The following is a 25047-nucleotide window of genomic DNA, read 5'->3' on the forward strand; positions in this document are numbered from 1 at the left end:
GATGGCCCCGATCGGCCAGCTGACCCGACCGACCGAGCGGCTCGACGTCCTTGCCCGCGCCCGCCAGCGCGCGGCGCTTCTGCCCGATTGCCTGGCCGAGGCGCGGCGCGTCGCCAACACCGTGATTGCCGGCTGGCACGGCCGCCGCAAACGCGGCATCGGCGAAACCTTCTGGCAGTTCAGGCCCTATGTCGACGGTGAATCGCTCTCGCGCATCGACTGGCGCCGCTCGGCGCGCGATGACAATCTCTATGTCCGCGACCGCGAGTGGGAAGCCGCCCACACCATCTGGCTGTGGGCCGACCAGTCGCCCTCGATGCTCTACAAGTCCGACGTCGCCATCGTCTCCAAGGAGAGCCGCGCGCTGGTGCTGATGCTGGCACTGGCCGAAATCCTCTCGCGATCAGGCGAACGCATCGGCTGTCCCGGCGTCATGGAACCTGTCGCCTCCAGGAATGCCGCCGAGCGGCTGGCGCTGGCGCTGGCCCACGCCCCGGTCCAGACCAGGTTGCCCGATCTCGGTCGGATCGGCCGGATGAGCGATGTTGTCCTGATCGGTGATTTCCTCGATGCCGACGAAACCCTGGACAACTGCATTGGTCCCGCGGCCCGGCGCGGTGTGCGCGGACATGTCATCGAGGTCGCCGATCCAGCCGAAGAGACATTTCCCTATTCCGGACGCACCGAATTCCGCGATCCGGAAACCGGCCAGAAACTGGTCGCCGGACGCGCCGAAACCATTGCTGCCGATTACCGCAAGGAATGGATCGCCCGCCGCGAGTCCCTGGCGCAGGGCGTGCGAAAGATGGGCTGGAGCTTTCTTGCCCACCGCACCGACCGGCTGGCCTCCGAAGCGCTTGCCGCGGCGCACGGCCATCTGTCGGGCATTCCGGCAACCAAGAAGGCGGCATTCTCATGATGGCAGGCCTTCCATTTGCCTTCGGCGCGCCGGCGATCCTGTTCGGGCTCCTGGCCCTGCCGGTGATCTGGTGGCTGTTACGCCTGACCCCGCCGCGCCCGCAGGCCGAACCCTTTGCGCCGCTCGCCATCCTTGCCCGCGTCCTCAAGCCCGAGGAGACCCCGTCGCGCAGCCCCTGGTGGCTGACTGCGCTGCGCCTGCTGATCGCGGCACTGATCATCCTGGCGCTGGCCGAACCGGTGCTCAATCCGCACGACCGTGGACTGTCGTCGGACGGCCCGCTGGCGCTGGTCATCGACAATGGCTGGGCCAGCGCACCCGACTGGGACGCACGGGTGGAGGCCGCGGAGATGCTGATCAACGAGGCCGAGGATCTCGACATCCCGGTCGCCATTGTCTTCACCGCCAACCGCCGCCACGACGCCACGCCGGCCACTTTCGAGCGGGCGCGCGACCAGTTGCGCGCGGCCAGGCCGCAACCACTGCGCCCGGAACGAGCCGCATCCGTGACCGCACTTGTCGCGGCACTCGGCCAGACCCGCCCCGGCACCATTGCCTATGTCACCGATGGCATCGAGACAGCAGACGCCGCAGACGCTCTCAACCGCCTCTCCGCGCTCGAAGCCTCCGCTGTCCGGATCATCGGAGCAACGGAAGCCAAAGCCCTGGCGCTGACCGGGGCCGACAATGGCGCCGAAGCGCTCACCGTCACCGCGAGCCGTCTCGACGCAGCACAAGAAGAGAGCTTCGGCCTCAGAGCCAGCGACAGCAAGGGCCGCGAGATCGCGGCCGGCGAGATCCGTTTCGAGGCTGGCGCCGCGGAAGCCACCGGGACCATCTCTGCTCCCTTCGAGATCCGCAACGACATCGCCCGTCTCGACGTGACCGGGATCGACACCGCGGGCTCGGTCCGCCTGCTCGACGACAGCTTCCGCCGCCGCCGCGTGGCGCTGATCTCCGGGGAAGCCGCCGACATTGCCCAGCCGCTGCTCTCGCCGCTCTACTACATCAATCGCGCGCTCTCCCCCTATGCCGACCTGATCGAGGCCGACAGCGAGGAAATGTCCGCGTCCATCCCCAAGCTGCTGGCGCAGTCTCCGGCCGTGATCGTCATGTCCGACATCGGCACCCTGCCCGACGATGTCAGCACGTCGCTCAGTGAATGGGTCGACCGCGGCGGAACGCTGATCCGCTTCGCCGGCCCTCGCCTTGCCGCGGCTCCTGCAGACAGCAGGCTCCTGCCCGTGCTGTTGCGCAAGGGCGAACGCGAGCTCGGCGGCGCGCTCTCCTGGATCGAGCCGCAGCCGCTCGCCGACTACCCCGCAACCGGCCCGTTTGCCGGCCTGCCGACGCCGCGTGACATCACCGTGCGCCGCCAGGTCCTCGCCGAGCCAACCTCCGATCTGGCCGCGCGCACCTGGGCAAGCCTTGCCGACGGCACACCGCTGGTCACCGCGGCCGATCGCGGCGCGGGGCGGATCGTGCTGTTCCATGTCACCGCCGAGGCAAGCTGGTCCAACCTGCCGATCTCGGGCCACTTCGTCGACATGCTGCGCCGCGTCGTGCAGCTCTCCCGCGCCGTCGCCGGCGGCGGCGAGGCCGGATCCGGCATCCTGCCGCCCTGGCGGCTGCTCGACGCCAACGCGGCCCTGCTTCCGGCAAGCGGCGACGCCAGGCCGCTCGACCTGACCGGCGGCAAGGTGCCGGCGGCAGGCCCCGACAATCCGCCGGGCCTCTATGGCGGCGAGGACGGGTTTGTCGCGCTCAACCTGTTCAATTCCGGCGAAACCCTCGCACCGATCGCAATCCCGGAGTTCGAGGTGCCGGTCACCCGCTCGGCGATCACTGGCGACAGCGCCGTCGATTTCAGGCCCTGGCTGTTTGCAGCCGCACTGATCGCCCTGCTGGCCGATACGCTCATTGTGCTGGTGCTGAACGGCGCCTTCCGCCGCCGCGGCGTCAGGCCGTCTTCCGCGACCGCGATGATCCTGGTCGCCGGCCTTTCGCTGGCGGTGTTCGCCGCACCCGGATCCGGCCATGCCCAGGACTCCCAGCCCGGCGATGCCGATCTGCTCGAAAGCCTCGACCGGACCCGCCTCGCCTATGTCATCACCGGTGATGACGAGACCGACAACATCAGCAGGCTCGGTCTCGACAGCCTGTCGCGCTATCTCTTCAGCCGCACCGCGCTGGAACCGGGAACGGCCGTCGGCGTCGACATCGAGACCGACCAGCTGGCACTCTATCCGCTGATCTACTGGCCGATGAGCGAGGATGCCGACATGCCGTCGCCAGGCGCCATCAGCCGCATCGACGCCTACATGAAGAGCGGCGGCACGGTGCTGTTCGACACCCGCGACCGGATCGTCGACCTCGGCGGCGGTTCAAGCGTGCTGACCCTGAGATTGCAGCAGATCCTCGCCAATCTCGACATTCCGCCGCTTGAACCCGTCCCGGCCGATCACGTGCTGACCAAGTCCTTTTTCCTGCTCGACACGTTTCCGGGCCGCTATTCCGACGGTCCGCTCTGGGTGGAAGCCATCCCGGAGACCGACAACCCGGCAGAGCGCCCGGCGCGCACCGGCGACGGCGTGTCCTCGATCCTGATCACCGGCAACGACATGGCCGCCGCCTGGGCCGTGGACGAGCAGGGCTTCCCGATGTTCTCGACCGTTCCGCCCGATCCCTGGCAGCGCGAATATGCCTTCCGTGCCGGCGTCAACATCGTCATGTACATGCTGACCGGCAACTACAAGGCGGACCAGGTTCACATCCCCGCCCTTCTCGAACGATTGGGGCAATGAGATGAGCCTGGCGTTTGACCCGTTCCTGCCGCTGCCGGCGATCCTGGCCATTGCCCTCGTGGCGCTGTTGCTGGTCGGTTGGGCCATTGCCAAGCGGATGCGCGGAGCCGCGCTTCGCGCGCTGGCGCTCGCCGCCCTCGTGCTGGCGCTGGCCAACCCCGTCGCCAATTTCGAGGACCGTGAACCGGTCTCGAGCGTGGTCGCCATCGTTGTCGACCGCAGCCCGAGCCAGATGAATGCCGACCGCACCGCCCGCACCGACGCGGCGCTGAAGGCGCTAACCGAGCGGATCGCCCGCTACCCGGCCTTCGAAACCCGCATCATTGAGGCCGCCACCGACCCCGACGCGCAGTCGCCCTCCACCCGCCTGTTCGAGGCGCTGGCGTCGGGCATCCGCGATGTGCCGAGTTCCCGGCTTGCCGGTGCGGTGATGATCACCGACGGGCAGGTCCACGACGTGCCCGGCTCCCTCTCCGCACTCGGTCTCGATGCACCGCTGCACGGCCTGATCGTCGGCGATGCTGACGAGCGGGACCGGCGGGTCGACATCGTCCGCAGCCCCCGCTTCGGCATCGTCGGCGAAGACCAGGAAATCGTCTACCGTGTCAGCGAGGATGGCGCCGCCTCGCCCGGCGGCCCGGTCAATGTCACCGTCCGGGTGAACGGCGAGGAGATCGCGACGGAAACTGCCAATGCCGGCGAGGAAACCCCGTTCTATCTCAACCTGCCGCGCGGCGGCGAGAACATCGTCGAGTTCTCCGTCGACGATCTGGATGGAGAAGTCACCACCGCCAACAACCACACCGTCACGCTGATCGAGGGGATTCGCGAAAACCTGCGGGTGCTGCTGGTTTCCGGCGCGCCGCATGCCGGCGAGCGCGCCTGGCGCAACCTGCTCAAGTCCGACGCTTCGGTCGATCTGGTGCATTTCACCATCCTGCGCCCGCCGGAAAAGCAGGACGGCACGCCGATCTCCGAACTCTCGCTGATCGCCTTCCCGACGCGCGAGCTGTTTGTCGAGAAGATCGACGAATTCGACCTGATCATCTTCGACCGTTACCAGAACCGTGGCGTGCTGCCGGTGCTCTATTACGACTACATCGCCCGTTATGTCGAAGATGGCGGCGCGCTTCTGGTTGCCGCGGGTCCGGAACTCTCCGGAGTGGAATCGATCGCCGAAACCCCGCTGGCGCCGGCTCTTCCGGCCATGCCGACCGGTGCGGTAACGGACGCGGGCTACTATCCGCGGCTGTCGAACGATGGCCGGCGCCACCCGGTCACCCGCGCCCTGCCCGGCGGCCTGAACGAGCCGCCCGATTGGGGCCGCTGGTTCCGCACCGTAGGCGTTCGCGACACTGCGGGTGACGTGGTCATGCGCGGTGCCGACAACGAGCCGCTGCTGGTGCTCAACCGCTATGGCGAAGGCCGCGTGGCGATGCTCCTGTCCGATCACGGATGGCTCTGGGCGCGTGGGTTCGAAGGCGGCGGACCGCATGTCTCGCTCTACCGGCGCATCGCCCACTGGCTGATGAAGGAGCCGTCGCTCGAGGAAGAAGCCCTGCGCGCCGCCGCCACTGGCCGCACGCTGGTGATCGAACGGCAGACCATGGGCGACACCACCGACCCGGCCACCATCGAGCTTCCCTCGGGCGAGACCCGGGAGGTGATCCTCGCGCCGGCCGGTGACGGATTGTTCCGCTCCGAAATGGTTCTCGATCAGCCCGGCCTGGTGGAAGTCACCTCGGGCGATCTGCGCGCGCTCGCCCATGTCGGCGCTGTCGACGCACCCGAGTTCCGGGCGACCGTTTCCACCACCGATGTGATTGCGCCGCTGTCGGCGGAAAGCGGCGGGCTGACGCGACGCGTCAATGCCACGGCCAGCGATCTGCCGCAGATCCTGCCGACGCGGTCCGCGCGCATCGATGCCGGCGAGCGCATGGGGCTGCGCGCCAGCAACGAAAGCGTGCTCAAGGGTGTGCGGTCGGTGCCGCTGTTTGGCGGGTTTCTGGGTCTTGCGCTGATGATCCTGGCGCTCGGCGCAACCTGGTTCCGCGAGGGTCGCTGATCCTCGCGGCAGTTGGGTAGTCCATTTGTCTGGAGAGCTGTCAGGTGGCTAAAGTCACTCAGCTTGCCTTGGAGAGCTCCTCGCCGACGAAATAGCTCATCTGGTCCTCGGCCCAGGCCTTGATGCCGTAGCGCTTGACGGTTTCGCGCAGCATCTTCATCCGTTGACGCCGCTCTTCTTCCGGCATGGCCAGCGCCTGCTCGATCGCCGTGTCCATCGACCGGTGGGAGAACGGATTGGTGATGACGGCGGACGACAGTTCGACCGCCGCGCCTGCGAATTCCGAAAGCACCAGCACCCCGTCGCCATCGGTGCGGGCCGCCGCATACTCCTTGCAGACAAGGTTCATGCCATCGGCCAGCGGCGTGATCCAGCAGACGTCGGCCAGCTGATAATAGGCAATCAGGTCCTTGAATGGGATCGCGGTGGAAATCAGCGCCACCGGCTGCCATTCGAACGAGCCGAAGGTCCCGTTGATCCGGCCGGCGACCTGCTCGATCTCGCTCTGGATCTCCTCATAGGCCGCCATGTTGCGGTTGGCGCCGACGGAGACGTGCATGAGACGGACCTTGCCGTGCAGTTCGGGATGCGTCTGCAACAGCCGTTCGTAGCTCTCGAGCTGCTGCACCCCGCCCTTGGTGTAGTCGGTGCGTCCGACCGAGAGGATCAGCTTGCAATCTCCGAGCTCGGAGCGGATGGCGACGGCGCTCTCACGGGTCTCCTCGCAAGCGGCGCGTTCCTGGATGTAATCCCAGTCGATGCCCACCGGCGCGCTGGAAATCCGGATTTCGCGTCCCTGGTACATCACCGCCTCGGGAACGCGCCGGTCCGACAGGGCCGTACCCTCCCAGACAAAATCGGGGTTCACGTCCTTCCGCTTTACCGGCCCGACTTCGAGCAGGCTTTGCGCGACATGGACAAAATTGACCGCATAGCGCGGGACGTGGAATCCAACCACGTCGCAGGCAAGCAGGCTGTCGACGATCTCGCGACGCCAGGGCAAAACGTTGAACATGTCGGCGGCGGGGAAAGGGGTGTGGTGGAAGAAGGAGATCTTCACATCGGGTCTGAGTTTCCTCAGGTATCCGGGCACCAGCCACAGATTGTAGTCGTGCACCCAGACCACGGCGCCGGGCGCGGCCTCCGCGGCGGCGGCCTCGGCGAAGGCCCAGTTGACTTCACGAAAGGTCGGCCAGTCGACCGGGTCGTAATTGTAGCGTTCCTTGAACGAATGCAGGATCGGCCAGAACGCTTCCTTCGAGGTGACATGGTAGAAGCTCGACACCTGGTCCGGCGTCAGCGGCAGCCGGGTGACCGAGTACTTGCCGTAGCTGTCCTCGATCTCGATGACGCGTTCGAAATCCGGGTTGGCAGCGTCGTCGGCCAGCTTCCAGGCGACCCATGCGCCCTTTTCAACCCGCCCGAAAAACCCCTTCAGCGTCGGGACGATGCCGTTCGGGCTTTTGTTTTCTCTGAAAACGATCTTTCCGTTTTCTTCGACTTCCTCGTAGGGTTGGCGGTGATAAACGATGACAAGATCGCTGGCCATGTAGTCAGTATCCTTTTGGTAGATCGTGCATATCGAACGCACGAATAGCCTCCAGTATGCCCGCCGCGCCATGCGCCTGCGCCATATGAAGGTGCTCGAGATGATGAACGCGCTCGACGAGAGAAGGTTCCGAATTCCCCACCGCGACGGCCGGCAGGCCGCATTCGAGCATGGAAAGATCGTTGAGCGTGTCGCCGGCGCACAGAACCCGGCCCGGATCGAGCTCCAGGTAATCCACCAGCCTCCTGAGCGACGGTCCCTTGCTCACGCCATCGGGCAGCACATCGAAGAACCGGTTGTCGGAAATCAGCCATTGGTGCCCCATCTCCTCGACGATCGAACAGGCGGACCGGTCGAACGTCTCGTGGTCGAGATCGTAGCTGACGCGGTAGCGGAAATCGGTCGGCTGCAGCCTCAGCCCCGGGTGGCCGTCGAGCCTGGAGCGGACGTTCTCGCCCGCGTCGTCCCAGCGCGCCGCGATCTCCTCTTCGAGATGCAGGATCGGCGCCACGCCGTCCGAGGGCGACACCGTGGCGATCGTCGTTCCCACGTCGCCCACCGCATATTCGGGCCAGGGCACGCCATTGCTCGAACACAGCTCGCCGATGAATTCCGGGTCGCGGCCGGTGACGAAGATCAGGCCCACGGTCTCGCGATTGGCCTCGATCCAGTCGTAGAGCTTCCGGCGATCCTCGTCGCTCCCGCCCAGGAAGGTTCCGTCGAGATCGGTCGCCAGCACGAATTGCCGGTCCTTCAGAGCTGCCGGTTTCGGGGCCGCCTCGGGCGCTTGAATGGTCATTGGGTCGTCTCCGTTGCCATGGCGATCGGGTGGTCGATGGAAATCGCCAAACCGCGCCGTTCGCCCTGGATCGGGCGCGACCAGTACTCGGCGAAGGTTTCGCGCACATCCGCGCCCTGGTGCAAGATCCGGTACACGCACTCGCAGATCGGCATGTGGATGTTCATCCGTCGCGCCAGGTCCATCACCGACAGCGAGTTCACTTCACCTTCCACCACCACGGGCTTGCCGTCGAAGCACCGGTCGCGGGGAATGCCTTTGCCGAGCTGCACGCCGAGCGACATGTTGCGCGATGTCTGCGATGAGCAGGTCAAGGTCAGATCCCCGGCGCCGGCAAGGCCGGTGACCGTCTCGCGGCGGCCGCCGAACACGTCGGCAAGCGTCTTGATCTCGTCCATGCCGCGCACGATCAGCGCCGCCCGTGTGTTCTCGGCATATCCCGCGCCCGTCATCATGCCACAGGCAATCGCAATCACGTTCTTGACCGCGCCGCTCACTTCCACCCCGACCAGATCGTCGGATATGTAGGGCCGGAAGTAATCAGACCCCATCGAAAGCGCCAGCCTGGCTGCCGGGCTGGAAGCCATGTCCAGCCTGTCGGCATAGGAAAACGGAAACGCGATCGTCGCCGCGGTCAGGTGGCCGAGCGCCGTCTCGGTGGCGAATGTCGGCCCTGAGAGAGCCCCGATCTGGTGGCCCGGCAGCATCTCCGACGCCACCTCGCTGAGCAGATATCCGGTCCCCGCCTCGATCCCCTTGGCGCAAAGCGCGATCGGCACGCCCTCACCGAGATGCGGGCGCATCTGTGTGCAGATATCCCGCAAGGTCCGCGACGGTGTGACCAGCAGAACCGCTTCCGCACCGGCCAGTGCCTCGGCCATGTTGGTGGTCGCGCGGATCCCCTCCGGCAGATCGATACCGGGAAGGTAGCGGGGATTTTCATTGCGGTCGTTGATTGCGTCGATCGTCGCCCGGTCCCGTCCCCAGATCGCCGTCTTGCGGCCGGCGCGGCGCGCCACGGAGGCCAGTGCGGTCCCCCAGGATCCGGCACCGATGACGCAGATTTTCGCGTAGGGACGTGCGGGAGAAGACAGGTCGTCGGCTTTTTGGCCTAGATAAGTCATGTGGCTCTATCTAGGCCATCCCGCGCCGCACCGCAACCTTTCAGATGCTGCGGCGCAACAGAAAAGTTCTGAAACCGACATGAGCTATCCAGTTATCGCCATGCAAATTCGCCCCCGTCTCGGGGGCTTTCACGCCACGAACCTGTGCCCACGCGCCTCCAGCAGCGCCATCGATTTCGCCATATCCGGCTCCGCGACCAGCAAATGCTCGCCATCATAGGTGCAAACCACGAACACCCCGATGCCGGCATCGGATAGCGGCGCGATCAGCGAACTGACGATTCCCGTCGCATCGAAGGCAAACGGCCCGATGGTTCGCAGACACAGCCAGTCGCGGCTCGATTGAGCCCCGTCCGGGATCCGCTCCTGCAGGCAGACGATGGTGATTTCGTCCTCCGCCCGGATGACCGCCCAGAACCCGCCGCCGCCGGCCCAGTCCGGAATTGCCGCGTCCGGCGCAAGACGCGCGATGCCGTGCGGCCGGGCACACGCTGCAACCGAAGCGACAGCTCCATGCGACTACCCTGCCTGCGGCATCCGGCCGATGTGCCGGATTTCGCCTTCGAGCGCCATTGCATCGACATCGCCGAGACAGGCCGCCAGAAGCCGGTGCGGGTCGAACGGCCCGGGCATCGTCAGCGCGCCGGGCTTGGTCGGCTTGAATCCGAGCGGCAGATAATAGGGTGGATCCCCGACCAGCAGCACGACCGGGCTGCCGGCCTTCTTCGCGGCAGCCAGCGCAATACGCACCAGCTCGCGGCCGATCCCGAGATTCTTGTGCGACGGCCGGACCGCGAGCGGCCCCAGCAGATAGCCGGCCACCGTGCCGGCAAGGATCGGTGTCATCCGAACCGAAGCGATCACTTCACCCCGGTCGGCGGCGACGAACGAAAGCCTCCGGTCATGCGGCCCCTGCTCCCGCACCCTTTCGGACGAGCGGACAAAGCGACCGGGACCGAATGCTTCTTCGTTGATATGGTTGATGGCCGCGTCATGAGACGCGTCTTCGGTCAGAAAGACAAGATCGTGGATGGACATTGAGAAAGATCCGGATGAGACGACAAGACATGATGGATCGCGCGGCAAGCGCGTTGGCAGTCTGTTCAGCGTCGTCGCAAGGCCGTGGCAGGCATCCGGTTTTCCTCTTTGCACTTCGCCCATAGCAAAGCAAATCCCTGTCGTCCAATGCAAAACGCACCGTTCACCCCTCAAAGCTTCGCTTTTGTGCAAGGGCGGCCTATGTGTCTGGTCAAAGGAGAACACCTATGGGAATGCTGGTAGATGGCGTCTGGAAGGACGTCTGGTACGACACGAAATCAACAGGCGGACATTTCAAGCGCTCGGAATCCGCGTTTCGCAACTGGGTGACGGCCGATGGATCGCCCGGACCGTCGGGGACAGGCGGCTTCGCCGCCGAGGCCGGCCGCTATCATCTTTATGTTTCGCTGGCGTGCCCCTGGGCGCACCGGACACTGATCTTCCGCAAGCTCAAGGGACTGGAAGAGGCGATCTCCGTCTCCATCGTCGATCCCTACATGGGCAAGAACGGCTGGGAATTTCATGAGCGCGACGGCGGCACCAGGGATCACCTGGGCAATGCCGACTATCTCTGGCAGGTCTATGTCGCAGCCAAACCGGACTATTCGGGCCGGGTCACCGTGCCGGTACTCTGGGACAAGAAGACAGGCACCGTCGTCTCCAATGAATCGGCGGAAATCATCCGCATGTTCAACTCGGCCTTCAACGCGATTGCCAGGCCCGCGCCGGATTTCTATCCCGCAGAGCTTCGGGACGAGATCGATGAGATCAACGAGATCGTCTATCACAAGGTCAACAACGGCGTTTACAAGGCAGGCTTTGCCACCACGCAGGAGGCCTACAAGGAGCATGTCACCGAGCTTTTCGACACGCTCGACATGCTGGACGAGCGCCTCGGTCTCAACCGCTACCTGACCGGCGACAGCCTGACCGAAGCCGACTGGCGTCTGTTCACCACGCTTGTCCGGTTCGATCCGGTCTATGTCGGCCACTTCAAGTGCAACATCCGCCGCATCGCCGATTATCCGGCGCTGTCGGGTTACCTGCGCGAACTCTACCAGATGCCCGGCATCGCTTCGACCGTGAACATGGATCACATCAAGAACCATTATTACGGCAGCCACGCGACCATCAATCCGACCGGCATCGTGCCCGTCGGCCCGGCGCTTGATCTCGACGCGCCGCACGGCCGCGAGGCCTTGCCGAAGGCTGCCTGAGCCCCTGCTGTCGCACTCCGTCAGGGTCGGACGTTGATATCTCGTATAGAAAATACCATATCAATTGAAACCCTGACGGCAGGCATCACAGGAGAAGCTTCATGGCCTACACAATCGACCGCACCTTCGGCGCCGCTTCATTCGAGGACGTGACGGACCGGACCCGGAAGGCCCTTGCCGGTCACGGCTTCGGTGTGCTGACCGAAATCGATGTCGCCGCGACGATGAAGAAGAAGCTCGACAAGGACATGCCGTCCTACCTCATTCTCGGCGCCTGCAATCCGTCGATGGCGCACCAGGCCATCGGCATCGAACCGCGCATCGGCGCCATGCTTCCCTGCAACGTCATCATCCGCGACGCGGGCAACGGCGCTGTCGAAGTCAGCGCCGTCGATCCGGTTGCCTCGATGCAGGCCATCCCCAACGAAAAGCTGACCGAGGTCGCCGGCAAGGTCCGGGAGATGCTCGCAAACGTCGTCCGCGACATCTGATCCGTTGCCGGGTCTTCAGGTCTTGATCTTGTAGCCGGTCTTGAAGGTCCAGCCGATGATGGCGAGGCAGATCAGCATGAACACGGCGATCATCATCAGGCTGATCCCGATATTGATGTCGGCCGTGCCGTAGAAGGCCCAGCGGAAGCCCGAGATCAGGTAGACCACCGGGTTGAACAGCGTCACCGTCTGCCAGAACGGCGGCAGCATCGAGATCGAATAGAAGCTGCCGCCCAGGAACACCAGCGGCGTGATCACTAAAAGCGGCACCATCTGCAGCTGCTCGAAATTCTTCGACCAGACCCCGATGATGAAGCCGAACAGGCTGAAAGAGATGCAGGTCAGCGCCAGGAACGCCAGCATCGCGCCCCAGTGCAGGATCTCGAAATCGACGAAGAATTCCGCCGTCCCCAGGATCACCAGCCCGATCAGCGCCGACTTGGTCGCCGCCGCCCCGACATAGCCGAGCACGATCTCGATGAACGACACCGGGGCGGTGTGCAGCTCGTAGATCGAACCGAGGAATTTCGGGAAATAGATCCCGAACGAAGCATTGGAAATGCTCTGGGTCAGCACCGAGAGCATGATCAGCCCGGGCACGATGAAGGCGCCGTAGCTGACGCCGTCTATCTCGTCGATGCGCGAGCCGATTGCCGCGCCGAAGACGATGAAATACAGCGACGTCGACAGCACCGGCGAAATCAGGCTCTGCGACAGGGTGCGGAAGAACCGCGCCATTTCGAACGAATAGATGGATCTGACCGCCTGGAAATTCATGCCTTGTCCTCCACCAGGCCGACGAAGATGTCTTCGAGCGAGCTCTGTTTCGTTTCGATGTCCCGCAGGATGATCCCCGCCTTGCTCAGATCCGCAAACAGCGAGGCGATGCCGGTGCGCTCGCCATTGGCCTCGTAGGAATAGACCAGCGCCTGGGTCTCGGCGTCGTAGTCGAGATCGTAATGGCCCAGCGCTTCGGGAATTCCATCGAGCGGCTGCATCAGTTCGACCCGCAACTGCCGCTGGCCCATCCGCTGCATCAGCGTTTCCTTTTCTTCCACCAGCAGCAGTTCACCACTGCGGATGACGCCGACCCGGTCGGCGATCGCCTCGGCTTCCTCGATGTAATGGGTGGTCAGGATGATGGTCACGCCGTCTTGCTTGAGCTGCCGGACGACATCCCACATCTCCTTGCGCAGTTCGACGTCGACGCCGGCTGTCGGTTCGTCAAGAAACAGCACCCGCGGCTCGTGGCACAGCGCCTTGGCGATCAGCACCCGGCGCTTCATGCCGCCCGACAGCTCCATCGTCTTGGCGTCCTTCTTGTCCCACAGCGACAGTTTTTCCAGGATCGACTTCAGCAGCGCCGGATCGTTGCGCTTGCCGAACAGGCCGCGGGTGAAGCGCAGCGCATCCATCACAGTCTGGAACGGCTCCAGCGCGATCTCCTGCGGCACCAGCCCGATCAGGGAGCGGGCCTGGCGGTAGTCGCCCACCACGTCGAAGCCGCCGACCTTGGCGGTTCCGGAACTCGGATTGACCAGGCCGCAGATGATCGAGATCAGCGTCGTCTTGCCCGCGCCGTTGGGCCCGAGCAGCGCCAGGATCTCGCCCTCGTCGATGTCGAGATTGACGTTCTTCAGCGCCTGAAAGCCGCCGTCATATTGCTTGGATAGGTTCTGAACCGAAAGAATGGCTGCCATGATCTTCGTCTCGAAAAGGAAGGAAAGGAACCGGCAGACAGACTGGCGGCGGAAGGAAGAGGCTGGTTGCGCAACCGACAAGAGTTAAGCGCTCCCGGCCGCCGTTCAAGTGCGGCGGGGAAAACTGATGTCAGTTCCTGTCAGCAGGCTTCGCAGTACTGGCACGTCTCGGAGCAGCTGATCCGCGGCTTCCGGGCTTCCGACGGGGTCACCAGGTCTCGCTGACCGGCATCCGCCCCGAAAGTTCCTCGAGCCGCTGCCGCGTAGCCAGCGTCACACCGTCCGGCAGCGCATCGAGTGCGAAAAACCCGCTTTCGACGATCTCCCGGTCCGCCCGCTTCGGCGCGGACTGGCGCACCGTGCAGCGGTAGAAGGCGACATGGTCGCGGCGGCTGGTGCCGCGGTTGAAATAGACCGCGAACAGCTCCGCCTGCCCGACAATCTCGAGATTGCCTTCCTCGCTGAGTTCCTTGGTGAGCGCGTCACCCAGCGTTTCGCCGCGCTCGACCCCGCCGCCGGGCATGTGCCAGCCGGGCACGTAGGAATGGCGCACCAGGAACACCCGGCCCGCTTCGTCGAACGCCGCGGCGCGGACGCCCAGCGTCATGCCGCGGGCGAGTGCGAACCATGTGTGCACCACCCTCGTGACCAGCCGCGCCCGCCAGTTGCGCATTTCCGGCGGCCGCGCCTGTGCATCGGCCACGGCTTGCGGCCCCCTGGCAGGATCGCTATTGCTCACATCATGTTCCGGCTTGCTCATATTTCCGACATCCATCTTGGTCCCCTGCCGCGCGTGACGCTGGCCGAACTCGCGTCCAAGCGGATCACCGGCTATGTGAACTGGCATCGCAACCGCCGCAAGCATCTTTTTGGCAACACGCTGGAGAATGTGCTGACCGGCTTGCGCGAGGCTGCGCCCGACCATGTGGCGATCACCGGCGATCTGGTCAACCTGGCGACACGGACGGAGATCGAGGTCGCCCGCCTCTGGCTCGAGACCCATTTCGATCCGCTCAAGACCACGCTGGTGCCCGGCAATCACGATGCCTATGTGCCCGGCGCGCTGGCGCGGGCCAAGGCCGCATGGCGGCCATGGCTGCTCTCGGACACCCCGGCGCCCGATGGCGCGCTGTTCCCAAGCTACCGCCGCCGCGGCCCGGTTGCGCTGATCGGGCTGTCGACGGCCAACGCCACGCTGCCGTTCATGGCCACCGGCGATTTCAGCCGCAAGCAGGCCCGCGCGGCGGGACGGTTGCTCGATCAGGCCCGCCAGGACGGTCTCTACCGGGTTGTGCTGATCCATCACCCGCCGGTTCGCGGCGCGGCACCCGCGCACAAGCGGATGCGCGGCATTTCCAGCTTCGCCAGGATGCTGAAGCAGCACGGTGCCGAGCTGGTGCTGCACGGCCACACCCATCTCGACACGCTGCATCATCTCAAGGGCCGCGACGGCATGGTTCCGGTGGTGGGCATTGCCTCGGCAAGCCAGGGCCCGGGCGGACGCAAGCCGCTCGCCGGCTTCAACCTGTTCGAGATCGACGGCGGGCCGGGCGACTGGAAAACCATCCATCGCCGCATGCGGCTGAACCCCGACGGGCCCGGTTTTGCGGAAAATCCGGCAGCCGTGATCGCCCTGGAAGAACGCCTCGGCTGATCAGGCTACACCGACCGGCTTCAGCCGATCATCGCCGATATCCGGTCCCAGAAGGCCAGCACCAGTGCGGCAGCGCCAGCCACACAGCCGAGAATGAACCAGGACGCGCCAAGCACCAGGCCAGCGCCGCCGTTGCGCGTGGATGCCGTTGCCTGAGCAGTGCTTGCGGCCGGAGCCACATTGGTCGCCTTGACCGGTTGCGCGGACGAGCTCTCGGCTTGGGTGACCGCTCCGCTTTCTTGTTCCGTCGAGGCAAGCGTCTCCGTACGGGGCATGGCGGGAGCCTCCGAGGCGGCTTCCTCCGCCATCTTGTGTCCCGCCGCACCAGCCTTCAGTTCTTCGAAATCTCCGGCCAGGATCCGTTCCCGCTCGATCACCCGTTCGGCGATATAGCGGCTGACCGCGTCGGCCGTCGCCGCCATGTCGCTGGTGTCCGACATCACCACCCGGCCAAGCCGCGTGTCGCGGACGAAGCGGAACACCCGGCGGTCATGTCCCATGTGCACATGCGCCACCGCGTCGATCCACAGCCGCGGCTGCAGCCCCTTGGAAAGGCCGAAGTCGAAGCGGTCGTCGGCCGGATCGATGTCGGCCAGCACAGGCCTGATTTCCTCGGCCAGCAGTTCCAGCCGGGCGCGGTCGGCGTCGCGCATGTCGACCACCACATCGGTGCGGTCGGCGGCGGCGATCTTGACGTCGCGCACGATGTCCGACAGGCGGCGGTCGTTGGAATGGTTCTTGGGTCGGTCGGTCATGGCATGGGTCCACGCGAAAATGGGGGCCGGGAACTGGTTAACAACTCCTTACCACAGACCGCCATTGATGGCGACAATGCGGCAGCCCCAGATTGTCGACGTGGTAAAGACGCGGAAACCCCGCCAATCAGGCGGCTTCGCGCACCTCAGGCGTCGGCGCCGAGCGCCCCGAGCAGCACCCGCACCACCGCATCCGGCGCTTCCTCCGGCAGCATGTGACCAAGGCCGGGCAGCACGTTGAAGGCGAACGAGGCCGGAAGCGCCGACGGCTTCGGGCACGGCAGCACCGTGTCGCCGGTGCCCCAGATCACCGCCACCGGCATGGCGAGCGCCGCAAGCGCGTCGGCCGGCAGCACCCCTTGCCCCTCTTCCGGACCGTTCGGGAACATCGCCCGGTAGGTCTCGTCCAGCGCCTCGATCTGGCCCGGCTTCGCGCGCGCTGCGGTGAAATGGTCGATCACCGCCTGAGGCGTCGCAAACTCCGGCGCCGACATCTCGTTCAGACACGCGGCTATCTCTTCCGCCGAACGGGCCTTGGCATAGCGCGCCAGCAGATCGGCATTGATCTCCTTGGCCATGCCGCCCGGCGCCACCAGCGTCAGCGACTTGACCCGGTCGGGCGCCCGCATGGCGATCAGCGCCGACACCGCCCCGCCCATCGAATGGCCGGCGAGATGGAACCGGTCGACCCCGGCCGTATCCAGCCCGGCAAGAATGGCCTTGGCCATCCGTCCGGCGCCGCCGCGGCCGTCCGATCCAAGCGAGCCGCCATGGCCGGGAAGATCCACCGTGATCACCCGCACCGTGGCGGGCAGCCCCGCCTTCACCGCAGCCCAGGCCGAGCCGTCGCCGCCAAACCCGTGCAGCAGCACCAGCGGCGTGCCGGTTTCAGGGCCTGAAAATTCCATGTGAAGTCCGGTCACGGCGCGCTCCTCCTCGATCATCAGAAAACCGCCGCGCTTCTTACAGCGCCGCGCATCCAATTGGATGCGCAAAGGTCGCTGTAACGCTTTTCATCGCGGCGCGGCGGTCAATGCATTCTGTCTCAGCCCTTGGCGGCTGCCAGCGCCCGGTTGGCCGCCGACACCACCGCCTCGAGCGACGCCGCCACGATGTTGGTGTTGACGCCCGCGCCGTAGAGCTTGCCGGATGGCGTCTCCATCTGCATGTAGCAGATCGCCGCCGCGTTCGAGCCGTGCTGCATCGAGTGCTCGGAATAGTTGGCGACCGTCAGCTCGATTCCGAGATAGGTCGACAGCGCATTGACGAAGCCGTCGATCGGCCCGGTGCCGCGGCCCTCGATCCGCCTGGTCTCGCCATTGTCGGTGATTTCCGCCGAGACGATGCGGATGCCCTTGTTGCTGGGGTCCGTATGGGTGTGGTGATCGACAAAGCCGAGCCGCGCGCCGGGCTGGTTGACGTAAAGCTGCATGAAGCTCTCGTAGATCCGCTTCGGCGGCAGCTCCACGCCTTCCTCGTCGGTGATCCGCTGGATTTCCTCGCGGAACTCCACCTGCAGCGCCCGCGGCAGGTCGAGCCCGTAATCCTCCTTCAGGATATAGGCGATGCCGCCCTTGCCCGATTGCGAGTTGATGCGGATGATCGCCTCGTAGGAGCGACCGACATCCTGCGGATCGATCGGCAAATACGGCACTTCCCAGTCCGGCTTGTTGGCCTTGCGGATCGCCTTCATGCCCTTGTTGATGGCGTCCTGGTGCGAGCCGGAAAACGCCGTGTAGACCAGTTCGCCGACGTAAGGATGCCGCTCGGGGATCTTCATCTCGTTGGAATACTCGTACACCGCCTTGATCCGCTCGATATCCGAGCAGTCGAGCTTCGGATCCACCCCTTGGGTGAACATGTTGAGCGCCAGCGCCACCACGTCGACATTGCCGGTGCGCTCGCCATTGCCGAACAGCGTGCCTTCCACCCGGTCGGCGCCCGCCATCAGCCCCAGCTCGGTGGCGGCGATGCCGGTGCCGCGGTCATTGTGCGGATGCAGCGAGATCAGCACGTTCTCGCGGTTGTCGATGTGCCTGCACATCCATTCGATCTGGTCGGCATAGATGTTCGGCGTCGCCATCTCCACCGTCGACGGCAAATTGAGGATCAGCTTGTTGTCGGGTGTCGGCTGAATGATGCCGATCACCGCGTTGGAGATCTCCAGCGCCACCTCGAGCTCGGTGCCGGTAAAACTTTCCGGCGAGTACTCGAAGCGGAAATTGCCGCCGGCCTTCTCCGCCATCTCCTTGATCATCTTCGCCGCATCGACCGCGATCTGCTTGATGCCGGCGACATCCTTCTCGAACACCACCCGGCGCTGCAGTTCCGACGTCGAATTGTAGAAATGCACGATCGGCCGGTTGGCGCCTTCCAGCGCCTCGAAGGTGCGGGTGATCAGTTCGGGCCGGCACTGCACCAAGACCTGCAGCGACACGTCGTCAGGCACCCCGCCCTCTTCGACGCACCAGCGGGCGAAATCAAAATCGGTCTGCGAGGCGGACGGGAAACCGATCTCGATTTCCTTGAAGCCCATGTCGAGCAGCAGCTGGAACATCCGCGCCTTGCGGTCATGCCCCATCGGGTTGATCAGCGACTGGTTGCCGTCGCGCAAATCCACCGAGCACCAGATCGGCGCGGTCTCGATGCGCTTGGACGGCCAGGTCCGGTCGGCGAGATCGATCTGCGGGTAAGCGTGGTACTTCTCGGCTGCCTTCGGCATACCCTTCTGTCCGGATGCGGTATGTGCGGTCATGATTGTCTCTCGTTTCCTGGCCCAATCCCGGGAGCCGCGTATTAAGCGACATCAACCGGCCTCAGGCCGTCATGTTGCATTCAGGAAAAAATGTAAAGTCGAGAGAGGAGCGGGAGAGCCAGACGGCGGTTTCGACCGCCGGACGCTCCTCAACGAGCCCGGCGATCGCCGCTAAGCGCGAGAAGCAGAAGGCCACCAAGCCGCGCATGCGACATCGTTGCCGCCGCGAAGCGGGCAAAAGATGACGGGTTGGCGCGTGAGGTCTTGCTCATGGGAGCTAGATACCGTGGGTGGGGCGGGATGGCAAGAGCTTTCCGGAATTGTAAAGCCTCCCACACTTAAAACTAGAAACGAGTATCATTTCCGGACGGCTATGCTCATGAAGTAAGCTTTGCCAAGTCAATTCCTTTCGCAGAAAATCGCTTAACAAGACCACTGCGATACGCGGCGCTACATTTAGAAAGCGCATCGGCCAAATCAAATTCCGTAATGACAAAATCATCCGGAATCGAAAAGAACAATTCATGATGAATAAGGCATCTCACGACGTAATCGTAACCTACAGATGGATCTTCATGGAATTCAATCGCACAGAGATCGAAATGTCGATTTATTAGAGGGTCAATATTTTTATACAAGAATTCCAGCGCTAAGCGACGCAAATCGACCGAATCGGACGGGGAGCAAAAGTGTTGTATCGCATTTCGCGCCTTTCGTAATTTTTCGAAATTCTCTAAGTCCGGCACTCGTTCTCCCGTAGAAACCCAAAGCAATTTGGGCATGTGCTCGAAATTGTACGTCTTACCTTTTTCGATTATATGTTCAATTTTTAGATCTTGATTCAGTGGATCATCTAATGAGAAAAGATCGCGAAATATTAGAAGTGGATGCTCTTTGGCAACAATAGCTTTTAGAAAAAGCTCCCCTGCCATCGCCGCATTCAAGACCGACATATCGGTCCAATGATCCATGCCAGGATCATAGTAAACAGCGTGTTGATTGGCTTGAGTTAAGGCGCCTATTGCTACATCAAGAATTCTACCAGGAATATTCTCTATACCAGAGTACATGTATTTAACATTTCCAGATATGGAGTTTTTTTGGCATAAAAAGATCCATTTTGCTCTTATGTTGTCAGACAGACAACAAAGAATGTAGAGAGAGTACCCCACAACATTTTCAGGTGCTCTGGGGAAACACTGAAATTCGGTGAGTGAACGTAGCGATTCAGGGTATCCATCGAAATAAGACCTTCTCCCTGCTGAAGTTTATTGATCGCTCCCAGATACTTCTTATCTATCTTGCCTTTTTCTTGCATATGTTCGGCAACTTTAGCAGCTTTCCGAGAAAGCTTGTCATTCTCATGCACCGTCCCGAGAGAATTCTGTACTACGTAGCAATCGACAGAAAGCTCAACCAGAACGCGCAGCAAAACCGAAATTGCATTTGGATGCTCCGAAAGTTCCAGCCTAAACTGCAACTCTTCCCAAATTTCACGGTGACGTTGGAGGCGAGCAGTCCAAACAATGCCATAATCCAAATCGGGAATGAGGTGCGGCCACGATTTCGGCCTGCCGGAGGTCGATTTCGGTGCTCGGGCGGGAACTAGAGCGGTTGCTGAGGCGGGCACCGCTCCTTTCACTGGAGCAACAGTCGGGAGAACACCTTCACGATCGAGCTGATCAATGTACTCAAGTTTCGATTCAGCGTCCCAGATGTTCTCAAGAGTAACGGTTCGCATCGCTAGATCTGTCGCAACGCGCTGCAGCGCACGGAGGGTCGCTTGTTCTTCCCTTACGAATTCCAGTTTACCCTTTCGAACTGATATTCCCAGCCGATTACGTAACGTTTCTGCAGAAAGCAAGCGGTTCATATTAGACCGTGGAACTTTTCGACTGGGAAGCATATGTGCCGACTTCAATCGCTTCTCTATCTCATCAGCTAAATTGAGCCCACTTCCCTTCCCTGTCCGGATGACGAAATTATTCTTCATCCGATCGTTCCAATTGCTTTGCCCTATACCGCCCTGAACACCTGTGTGGCGGCGGAATAAAATGTCATCCACACGATCACGATCAACCTCGACTCGGCACTCAACTGTCTCGGGGAAATTTCCTGTCCATTGGTTGCGTAGCTCGGAGAAGAACTGTTGCAATTCCACCGTCGGTGCTCGACGCGGCGCAGCTAGTAGTTTGAGGCACGTGGTGCGCCGATTGCCATCTGCTACTACGAATTTATCCCCAACGGGAAACACAAGTGGAGGCTCGAATACTTCGCCCTTAGCGACCAGATCTCTTGCCAAATTTCGCATATGCTGTTCTTGCGAAGCAAATAGTTGTGCTATTGCGGCTGTTTCGTTTTCAAGTTCACCATGACGGTCATTAGCTGGATTCACTACCAGTGAAGTCAACGGTAAACGCTTGTAAGCCATGTGTTTCTCCATCAACAGCTGACGCACCGAGCCTTATACACGCTATAACATAGAACCTCAAAGCCACTTAACCGCAACGTGCGCGCAACTCGGAAGCCAGCACAATCAAGAACGGAAAGTTGCCTCTTAAGCTTGAGGTACTTTGATCTCGTTCTGGAACTTTTCAACGCTTGGTGCCGGCATTAAGTTCGGCAGGAACGAGTTTGAGGGAACCACGCCCCCCAACCTCCCCCTTTGAGGGGAGGTTGGGGATACAAGCGTCCGCGCAGGCGATCCGGGTGGGGGGCCGCCGCAGAAGGCTGACACGCGCCCCCTCTCCCCTTGTGGGAGAGGAAGAAAAATCACGGTCTTGGTGCGTGAGCGCCAAGTCATAGATTTTTCAGGTGAGGGGAAGTTTTCTGTGTCGAATCCGGCCCCCTCTCTTGCAAAATCTATGACTTAGCTGACGCTAAGCTCATGATTTTGCTTTCTCCCCCACCAAGGGGGAGAGGCTGCGCGCAGCGCCACTCATCCAAAACCCGCCCCGATTTCGTCCCCACCTTCCAGCCCCGTGCCACACTTTCCGTGCTCCCGCTGCCGGATGGATCGCGAACGTATCGGACCAGGCGGGAGGAAGGCCTGTCGGGATCTGCCGAAACGTGCGGCAGGTCAGGGCAGGAGGCGGAGGCCATCGGGGCTCCGCTGGCGGGCGGTCGAAGCGGCCGTGCAAAGCCAGCCACCGGGCCGGCAACCGTTTTCGCACCGCTACGGCGGCAGCAAACGGAACATCCGGTCCGGGCCTGTGGCGGACATGACGGGCCGGGTGCTGCGCGTCAGGGTCCGTGCCGGAACCTCGAAACCCACAACCCGCGGCCCGTCCAGGCCGCGGCCGGAGCAATCCGGGCGGAGGGCCCTGAAGAGGGGCAGGTGGATAAGCCGGCTCCGTGTGCTGCAAGGCGCCGCCTGTCGGATGCGGACATCATCCGGCGATACTCGGGCCGTGCGCGCGCTGCGCCACCGTTTTTACCTATTCCAGAGGCAAAGCCCGCGTGCGGCCCTCCGGACTACCAATGATCAAACCCGCTGGCGGAAAATTTTCGCGCGGGGGCTTTGGCGTGGAGTGAGGGGACAGTTTGCTTTCGGCACCGAGTTCAAAGGCGAGCGGATTGCCGAAAGTAAACTGTCCCCGAGATGCGGCAAACGCCCCCCTTTTTCGCCAAATTCCCGTTTCGGCCTTGCGTGTGACACCGGATTTTCCTAATTGCCCCTGACGCCCGGGTCCGCGCGACCGCGTGCGAACGCCTTTCCATGACAGCCAGGATGCCCCAGGATGAACGAGACCGTGATCCAGACACCCTATTATCTGATCGACAAGTCGAAGCTCCTGATCAACATGGAGAAGATCGCCCGCCTGCGCGAACTTTCGGGCGCGAAGGCGCTTCTGGCGCTCAAGTGCTTTGCCACCTGGGGCGTATTCGATTTCATGGCCGACTACATGGACGGCACCACCTCGTCGTCATTGAACGAGGTGCGGCTCGGCCGCGAGCGCTTCGGCAAGGAAACTCACGCCTATTCCGTGGCCTATGCCGATCACGAGATTGACGAGGTGGTCTCCCACGCCGACAAGATCATCTTCAATTCGATTAGTCAGCTCAATCGCTTTTCAGATCAATCCAAAGCCATCATCCGCGGCTTGCGGCTCAATCCCGGCGTCTCCTCCTCGTCCTTCGATCTCGCCGACCCGGCGCGGCCGTTCTCGCGGCTCGGCGAATGGGATCTGAAACAGGTCGAACCGGTGATGGAGATGATCTCCGGCTTCATGATCCACAACAATTGCGAAAATGGCGATTTCGCCCTGTTCGACCGGATGTTGGGCGACATCGAGCAAAAATTCGGCCCGCTTCTGAAAAAGGCCGAATGGGTCAGCCTCGGCGGCGGCATTCATTTCACCGGTGCGGACTATCCGCTGGAGCAATTCGCCGAACGGCTGAAGCGCTTCTCAGGCGAGTACGGCGTGCAGGTCTATCTCGAGCCCGGCGAAGCCTCGATCACCCGCTCGACGACGCTGGAAGTCACCGTGCTCGACACGCTCTACAACGGCAAGCACCTGGCGATCGTCGACTCGTCGATCGAGGCCCACATGCTGGACCTCCTGATCTACCGCGAGAGCGCCAAGATCGAGCCCAACAAGGGTGACCACCGCACCATGATCTGCGGAAAGTCGTGCCTGGCCGGCGATATCTTCGGCGAGTTTGATTTCCCGACCGAGGTGAAGATCGGCGACCGGATCTCGATCCAGGACGCGGCCGGTTACACAATGGTCAAGAAGAACTGGTTTAACGGCGTGCAAATGCCGTCAATCGCCATCCGCGAACTGGATGGCAGCCTCAGAACGGTCCGCAAGTTTGATTACGCGGATTTCGAACACAGCCTCTCGTAGGCATCTGACGATTGGACACAGGAGTTAGTCCCCATCATGAAGAAGAACGTCCTCATCATCGGCGCCGGCGGCGTCGCCCAGGTAGTCGCGCACAAATGCGCCCAGAACAATGACGTGCTCGGCGACATCAACATCGCCTCGCGCACCAAGGCGAAATGCGACGCCATCATCGCCTCGATCGGCGAAAAGAACGCCATGAAACAGCCGGGCGTGCTCGCCGGCCATGCGCTTGACGCCATGGACATCGAGGCCACCAAGGCGCTGATCAAGGCGACCAATTCCCAGATCGTCATCAATGTCGGCACCGCCTTCCTCAACATGTCGGTGATGCGCGCCTGCCTCGACACGGGTGCGGCCTACATCGACACCGCCATCCACGAGGAACCCGGCAAGATCTGCGAGACCCCGCCCTGGTACGGCAATTACGAGTGGAAGCGCGCCGATGAGGCCGCCGAGAAGGGCGTTACCGTCATCTTGGGCGCCGGCTTCGACCCGGGCGTCGTCAACGCCTATGCGGCGCTGGCCAAGAACGATTATTTCGACAAGGTCACCGATGTCGACATCGTCGACATCAACGCCGGCAGCCACGGCAAGTATTTCGCCACCAATTTCGACCCGGAAATCAACTTCCGCGAATTCACCGGCGTGGTCTATTCCTGGCAGAACGGTGCATGGCAGACCAACAAGATGTTCGAGATCGGCAAGACCTACGACCTGCCCGTCGTCGGCCCGTCAAAGGCCTATCTCTGCGGCCATGACGAGGTGCATTCGCTGGCCAAGAACATGGACGGCGCCGATGTGCGCTTCTGGATGGGCTTCGGCGACCACTACATCAACGTCTTCACCGTGCTCAAATCGATCGGCCTGCTGTCCGAGCAGCCGGTCAAGCTCGCCAATGGCGACGAAGTCGTGCCGCTCAAAGTGGTCAAGGCCTGCCTGCCCGACCCGGCCTCGCTGGCGCCCGAATATACCGGCAAGACCTGCATCGGCGATTTCGTCAAGGGTCAGAAGGACGGCAAGGACCGCGAGGTCTTCATCTATAACGTCGCCGACCACAAGGACGCCTACAACGAAGTCGGCTCGCAAGGCATTTCCTACACCGCCGGCGTGCCGCCGGTGGCAGCCGCCATGCTGGTCGCCAGCGGCGAATGGGATGTGAAGAAGATGGCCAATGTCGAGGAACTCGACCCCAGGCCGTTCCTCAACATCCTGAACCACATCGGCCTGCCGACCCGCATCAGGGACGAGAACGGCGACCGCGCGCTGGACTTTTCCTGACAGCCCGAGGCTGAGCACTGACTCATGAACATCAAGCCCTCGCCGGTCA

General features: G+C 62.8%; 21 protein-coding genes. 8 read left to right on the forward strand and 13 right to left on the reverse strand.

Annotated elements, in window-relative coordinates; all coding sequences use genetic code 11:
- Position 1: 1 nt before the first annotated feature.
- Genes O4H62_RS15015 through O4H62_RS15025 form a run of 3 tightly spaced genes read left to right on the forward strand, consistent with a single transcriptional unit; the run spans position 2 to position 5788 of the window.
- Positions 2 to 919: a DUF58 domain-containing protein gene (locus tag O4H62_RS15015; protein ID WP_269389032.1), complete on the forward strand. Its 918-nt coding sequence runs from the start codon at positions 2 to 4 to the stop codon at positions 917 to 919.
- Positions 916 to 3723, forward strand: a complete 2808-nt coding sequence (locus tag O4H62_RS15020; RefSeq protein WP_269389034.1) for a DUF4159 domain-containing protein — start codon at positions 916 to 918, stop codon at positions 3721 to 3723. The genes O4H62_RS15015 and O4H62_RS15020 overlap by 4 nt, the downstream gene beginning before the upstream one ends.
- A 1-nt stretch (position 3724) precedes the next feature.
- Positions 3725 to 5788, forward strand: coding sequence for a hypothetical protein (locus O4H62_RS15025; RefSeq protein ID WP_269389036.1), 2064 nt, complete (start codon positions 3725 to 3727; stop codon positions 5786 to 5788).
- Between the two features lie 58 nt (positions 5789 to 5846).
- Here the strand turns inward: O4H62_RS15025 and ggpS are convergent, their stop codons facing one another.
- The 5 genes from ggpS to O4H62_RS15050 all read right to left on the reverse strand — a co-directional run bounded on the left by ggpS (position 5847) and on the right by O4H62_RS15050 (position 10298).
- A complete protein-coding gene (gene ggpS / locus O4H62_RS15030; RefSeq protein ID WP_269389038.1) occupies positions 5847 to 7337 on the reverse strand; it encodes a glucosylglycerol-phosphate synthase in 1491 nt (496 codons plus the stop codon).
- A 4-nt stretch (positions 7338 to 7341) separates the two neighbouring features.
- On the reverse strand, positions 7342 to 8136 hold the full coding sequence (locus O4H62_RS15035; protein WP_269389039.1) for an HAD family hydrolase: 795 nt from the start codon (positions 8134 to 8136) through the stop codon (positions 7342 to 7344).
- Complete coding sequence (locus O4H62_RS15040; protein WP_269389041.1) at positions 8133 to 9260, reverse strand: NAD(P)H-dependent glycerol-3-phosphate dehydrogenase; 1128 nt, start codon at positions 9258 to 9260, stop codon at positions 8133 to 8135. The genes O4H62_RS15035 and O4H62_RS15040 overlap by 4 nt, the downstream gene beginning before the upstream one ends.
- 129 nt (positions 9261 to 9389) lie before the next feature.
- Entirely contained in the window at positions 9390 to 9731 is a 342-nt protein-coding gene (locus tag O4H62_RS15045; protein ID WP_331284468.1) for an ACT domain-containing protein, read from the reverse strand.
- 48 nt (positions 9732 to 9779) lie between these two features.
- Positions 9780 to 10298, reverse strand: a complete 519-nt coding sequence (locus O4H62_RS15050) for a GNAT family N-acetyltransferase (RefSeq protein WP_269389043.1) — start codon at positions 10296 to 10298, stop codon at positions 9780 to 9782.
- Between the two features lie 227 nt (positions 10299 to 10525).
- Between O4H62_RS15050 and O4H62_RS15055 the strand changes: the two genes are divergently transcribed.
- Entirely contained in the window at positions 10526 to 11515 is a 990-nt protein-coding gene (locus tag O4H62_RS15055) for a glutathione S-transferase family protein (RefSeq protein WP_269389045.1), read from the forward strand.
- A gap of 101 nt (positions 11516 to 11616) precedes the next feature.
- A complete protein-coding gene (locus tag O4H62_RS15060; RefSeq protein ID WP_269389047.1) occupies positions 11617 to 12006 on the forward strand; it encodes a DUF302 domain-containing protein in 390 nt (129 codons plus the stop codon).
- A 15-nt stretch (positions 12007 to 12021) separates the two neighbouring features.
- Here the strand turns inward: O4H62_RS15060 and O4H62_RS15065 are convergent, their stop codons facing one another.
- From O4H62_RS15065 to O4H62_RS15075, 3 genes are all read right to left on the reverse strand, one after another.
- On the reverse strand, positions 12022 to 12783 hold the full coding sequence (locus O4H62_RS15065) for an ABC transporter permease (RefSeq protein WP_269389049.1): 762 nt from the start codon (positions 12781 to 12783) through the stop codon (positions 12022 to 12024).
- On the reverse strand, positions 12780 to 13706 hold the full coding sequence (locus O4H62_RS15070) for an ABC transporter ATP-binding protein (protein WP_269389051.1): 927 nt from the start codon (positions 13704 to 13706) through the stop codon (positions 12780 to 12782). Before O4H62_RS15070 ends, O4H62_RS15065 begins: the two co-directional genes overlap by 4 nt.
- Positions 13707 to 13914: 208 nt before the next feature.
- The gene (locus O4H62_RS15075; protein WP_269389481.1) at positions 13915 to 14379 is read right to left on the reverse strand and encodes an NUDIX domain-containing protein; all 465 of its coding nucleotides are present in this window, start codon (positions 14377 to 14379) and stop codon (positions 13915 to 13917) included.
- A gap of 69 nt (positions 14380 to 14448) precedes the next feature.
- Here O4H62_RS15075 and O4H62_RS15080 point away from each other — a divergent pair, with 69 nt between their 5' ends.
- Positions 14449 to 15360: a metallophosphoesterase family protein gene (locus O4H62_RS15080; RefSeq protein WP_269389053.1), complete on the forward strand. Its 912-nt coding sequence runs from the start codon at positions 14449 to 14451 to the stop codon at positions 15358 to 15360.
- Between the two features lie 20 nt (positions 15361 to 15380).
- Here the strand turns inward: O4H62_RS15080 and O4H62_RS15085 are convergent, their stop codons facing one another.
- The 5 genes from O4H62_RS15085 to O4H62_RS15105 form a co-directional block, all read right to left on the reverse strand.
- Positions 15381 to 16115 carry a hypothetical protein gene (locus O4H62_RS15085; RefSeq protein ID WP_269389055.1) on the reverse strand — a complete coding sequence of 245 codons (735 nt, stop codon included), beginning with the start codon at positions 16113 to 16115 and terminating at the stop codon, positions 15381 to 15383.
- Positions 16116 to 16261: 146 nt separating this feature from the next.
- Positions 16262 to 17038 carry an alpha/beta fold hydrolase gene (locus tag O4H62_RS15090; protein ID WP_269389056.1) on the reverse strand — a complete coding sequence of 259 codons (777 nt, stop codon included), beginning with the start codon at positions 17036 to 17038 and terminating at the stop codon, positions 16262 to 16264.
- A 122-nt stretch (positions 17039 to 17160) separates the two neighbouring features.
- Complete coding sequence (gene leuA, locus O4H62_RS15095; protein WP_269389058.1) at positions 17161 to 18870, reverse strand: 2-isopropylmalate synthase; 1710 nt, start codon at positions 18868 to 18870, stop codon at positions 17161 to 17163.
- A gap of 377 nt (positions 18871 to 19247) precedes the next feature.
- Positions 19248 to 19940, reverse strand: coding sequence for a hypothetical protein (locus tag O4H62_RS15100; RefSeq protein ID WP_269389060.1), 693 nt, complete (start codon positions 19938 to 19940; stop codon positions 19248 to 19250).
- Between the two features lie 56 nt (positions 19941 to 19996).
- The gene (locus O4H62_RS15105) at positions 19997 to 21301 is read right to left on the reverse strand and encodes a hypothetical protein (RefSeq protein ID WP_269389061.1); all 1305 of its coding nucleotides are present in this window, start codon (positions 21299 to 21301) and stop codon (positions 19997 to 19999) included.
- Between the two features lie 1321 nt (positions 21302 to 22622).
- Here O4H62_RS15105 and O4H62_RS15110 point away from each other — a divergent pair.
- Complete coding sequence (locus O4H62_RS15110) at positions 22623 to 23720, forward strand: carboxynorspermidine decarboxylase (protein WP_269389483.1); 1098 nt, start codon at positions 22623 to 22625, stop codon at positions 23718 to 23720.
- 36 nt (positions 23721 to 23756) lie between these two features.
- Positions 23757 to 24998, forward strand: coding sequence for a saccharopine dehydrogenase family protein (locus tag O4H62_RS15115; protein WP_269389062.1), 1242 nt, complete (start codon positions 23757 to 23759; stop codon positions 24996 to 24998).
- The last annotated feature ends 49 nt before the right edge of the window (positions 24999 to 25047 follow it).

The sequence above is a fragment of the Parahoeflea alexandrii genome, assembly GCF_027214025.1.
Classification (GTDB): Bacteria; Pseudomonadota; Alphaproteobacteria; order Rhizobiales; family Rhizobiaceae; genus Hoeflea; species Hoeflea alexandrii_A.

What these genes read in the sequence shown, in the direction of transcription:
- O4H62_RS15015 (WP_269389032.1), top strand. Translation starts at nt 2, where the DNA reads ATGGCCCCGATCGGCCAGCTGACCCGACCGACCGAGCGGCTCGACGTC.
- O4H62_RS15020 (WP_269389034.1), top strand. Translation starts at nt 916, where the DNA reads ATGATGGCAGGCCTTCCATTTGCCTTCGGCGCGCCGGCGATCCTGTTC.
- O4H62_RS15025 (WP_269389036.1), top strand. Translation starts at nt 3,725, where the DNA reads ATGAGCCTGGCGTTTGACCCGTTCCTGCCGCTGCCGGCGATCCTGGCC.
- ggpS (WP_269389038.1), bottom strand. Translation starts at nt 7,337, where the DNA reads ATGGCCAGCGATCTTGTCATCGTTTATCACCGCCAACCCTACGAGGAA.
- O4H62_RS15035 (WP_269389039.1), bottom strand. Translation starts at nt 8,136, where the DNA reads ATGACCATTCAAGCGCCCGAGGCGGCCCCGAAACCGGCAGCTCTGAAG.
- O4H62_RS15040 (WP_269389041.1), bottom strand. Translation starts at nt 9,260, where the DNA reads ATGACTTATCTAGGCCAAAAAGCCGACGACCTGTCTTCTCCCGCACGT.
- O4H62_RS15050 (WP_269389043.1), bottom strand. Translation starts at nt 10,298, where the DNA reads ATGTCCATCCACGATCTTGTCTTTCTGACCGAAGACGCGTCTCATGAC.
- O4H62_RS15055 (WP_269389045.1), top strand. Translation starts at nt 10,526, where the DNA reads ATGGGAATGCTGGTAGATGGCGTCTGGAAGGACGTCTGGTACGACACG.
- O4H62_RS15060 (WP_269389047.1), top strand. Translation starts at nt 11,617, where the DNA reads ATGGCCTACACAATCGACCGCACCTTCGGCGCCGCTTCATTCGAGGAC.
- O4H62_RS15065 (WP_269389049.1), bottom strand. Translation starts at nt 12,783, where the DNA reads ATGAATTTCCAGGCGGTCAGATCCATCTATTCGTTCGAAATGGCGCGG.
- O4H62_RS15070 (WP_269389051.1), bottom strand. Translation starts at nt 13,706, where the DNA reads ATGGCAGCCATTCTTTCGGTTCAGAACCTATCCAAGCAATATGACGGC.
- O4H62_RS15075 (WP_269389481.1), bottom strand. Translation starts at nt 14,379, where the DNA reads ATGCGCAACTGGCGGGCGCGGCTGGTCACGAGGGTGGTGCACACATGG.
- O4H62_RS15080 (WP_269389053.1), top strand. Translation starts at nt 14,449, where the DNA reads ATGTTCCGGCTTGCTCATATTTCCGACATCCATCTTGGTCCCCTGCCG.
- O4H62_RS15085 (WP_269389055.1), bottom strand. Translation starts at nt 16,115, where the DNA reads ATGACCGACCGACCCAAGAACCATTCCAACGACCGCCGCCTGTCGGAC.
- leuA (WP_269389058.1), bottom strand. Translation starts at nt 18,870, where the DNA reads ATGACCGCACATACCGCATCCGGACAGAAGGGTATGCCGAAGGCAGCC.
- O4H62_RS15100 (WP_269389060.1), bottom strand. Translation starts at nt 19,940, where the DNA reads ATGTACTCTGGTATAGAGAATATTCCTGGTAGAATTCTTGATGTAGCA.
- O4H62_RS15105 (WP_269389061.1), bottom strand. Translation starts at nt 21,301, where the DNA reads ATGGCTTACAAGCGTTTACCGTTGACTTCACTGGTAGTGAATCCAGCT.
- O4H62_RS15115 (WP_269389062.1), top strand. Translation starts at nt 23,757, where the DNA reads ATGAAGAAGAACGTCCTCATCATCGGCGCCGGCGGCGTCGCCCAGGTA.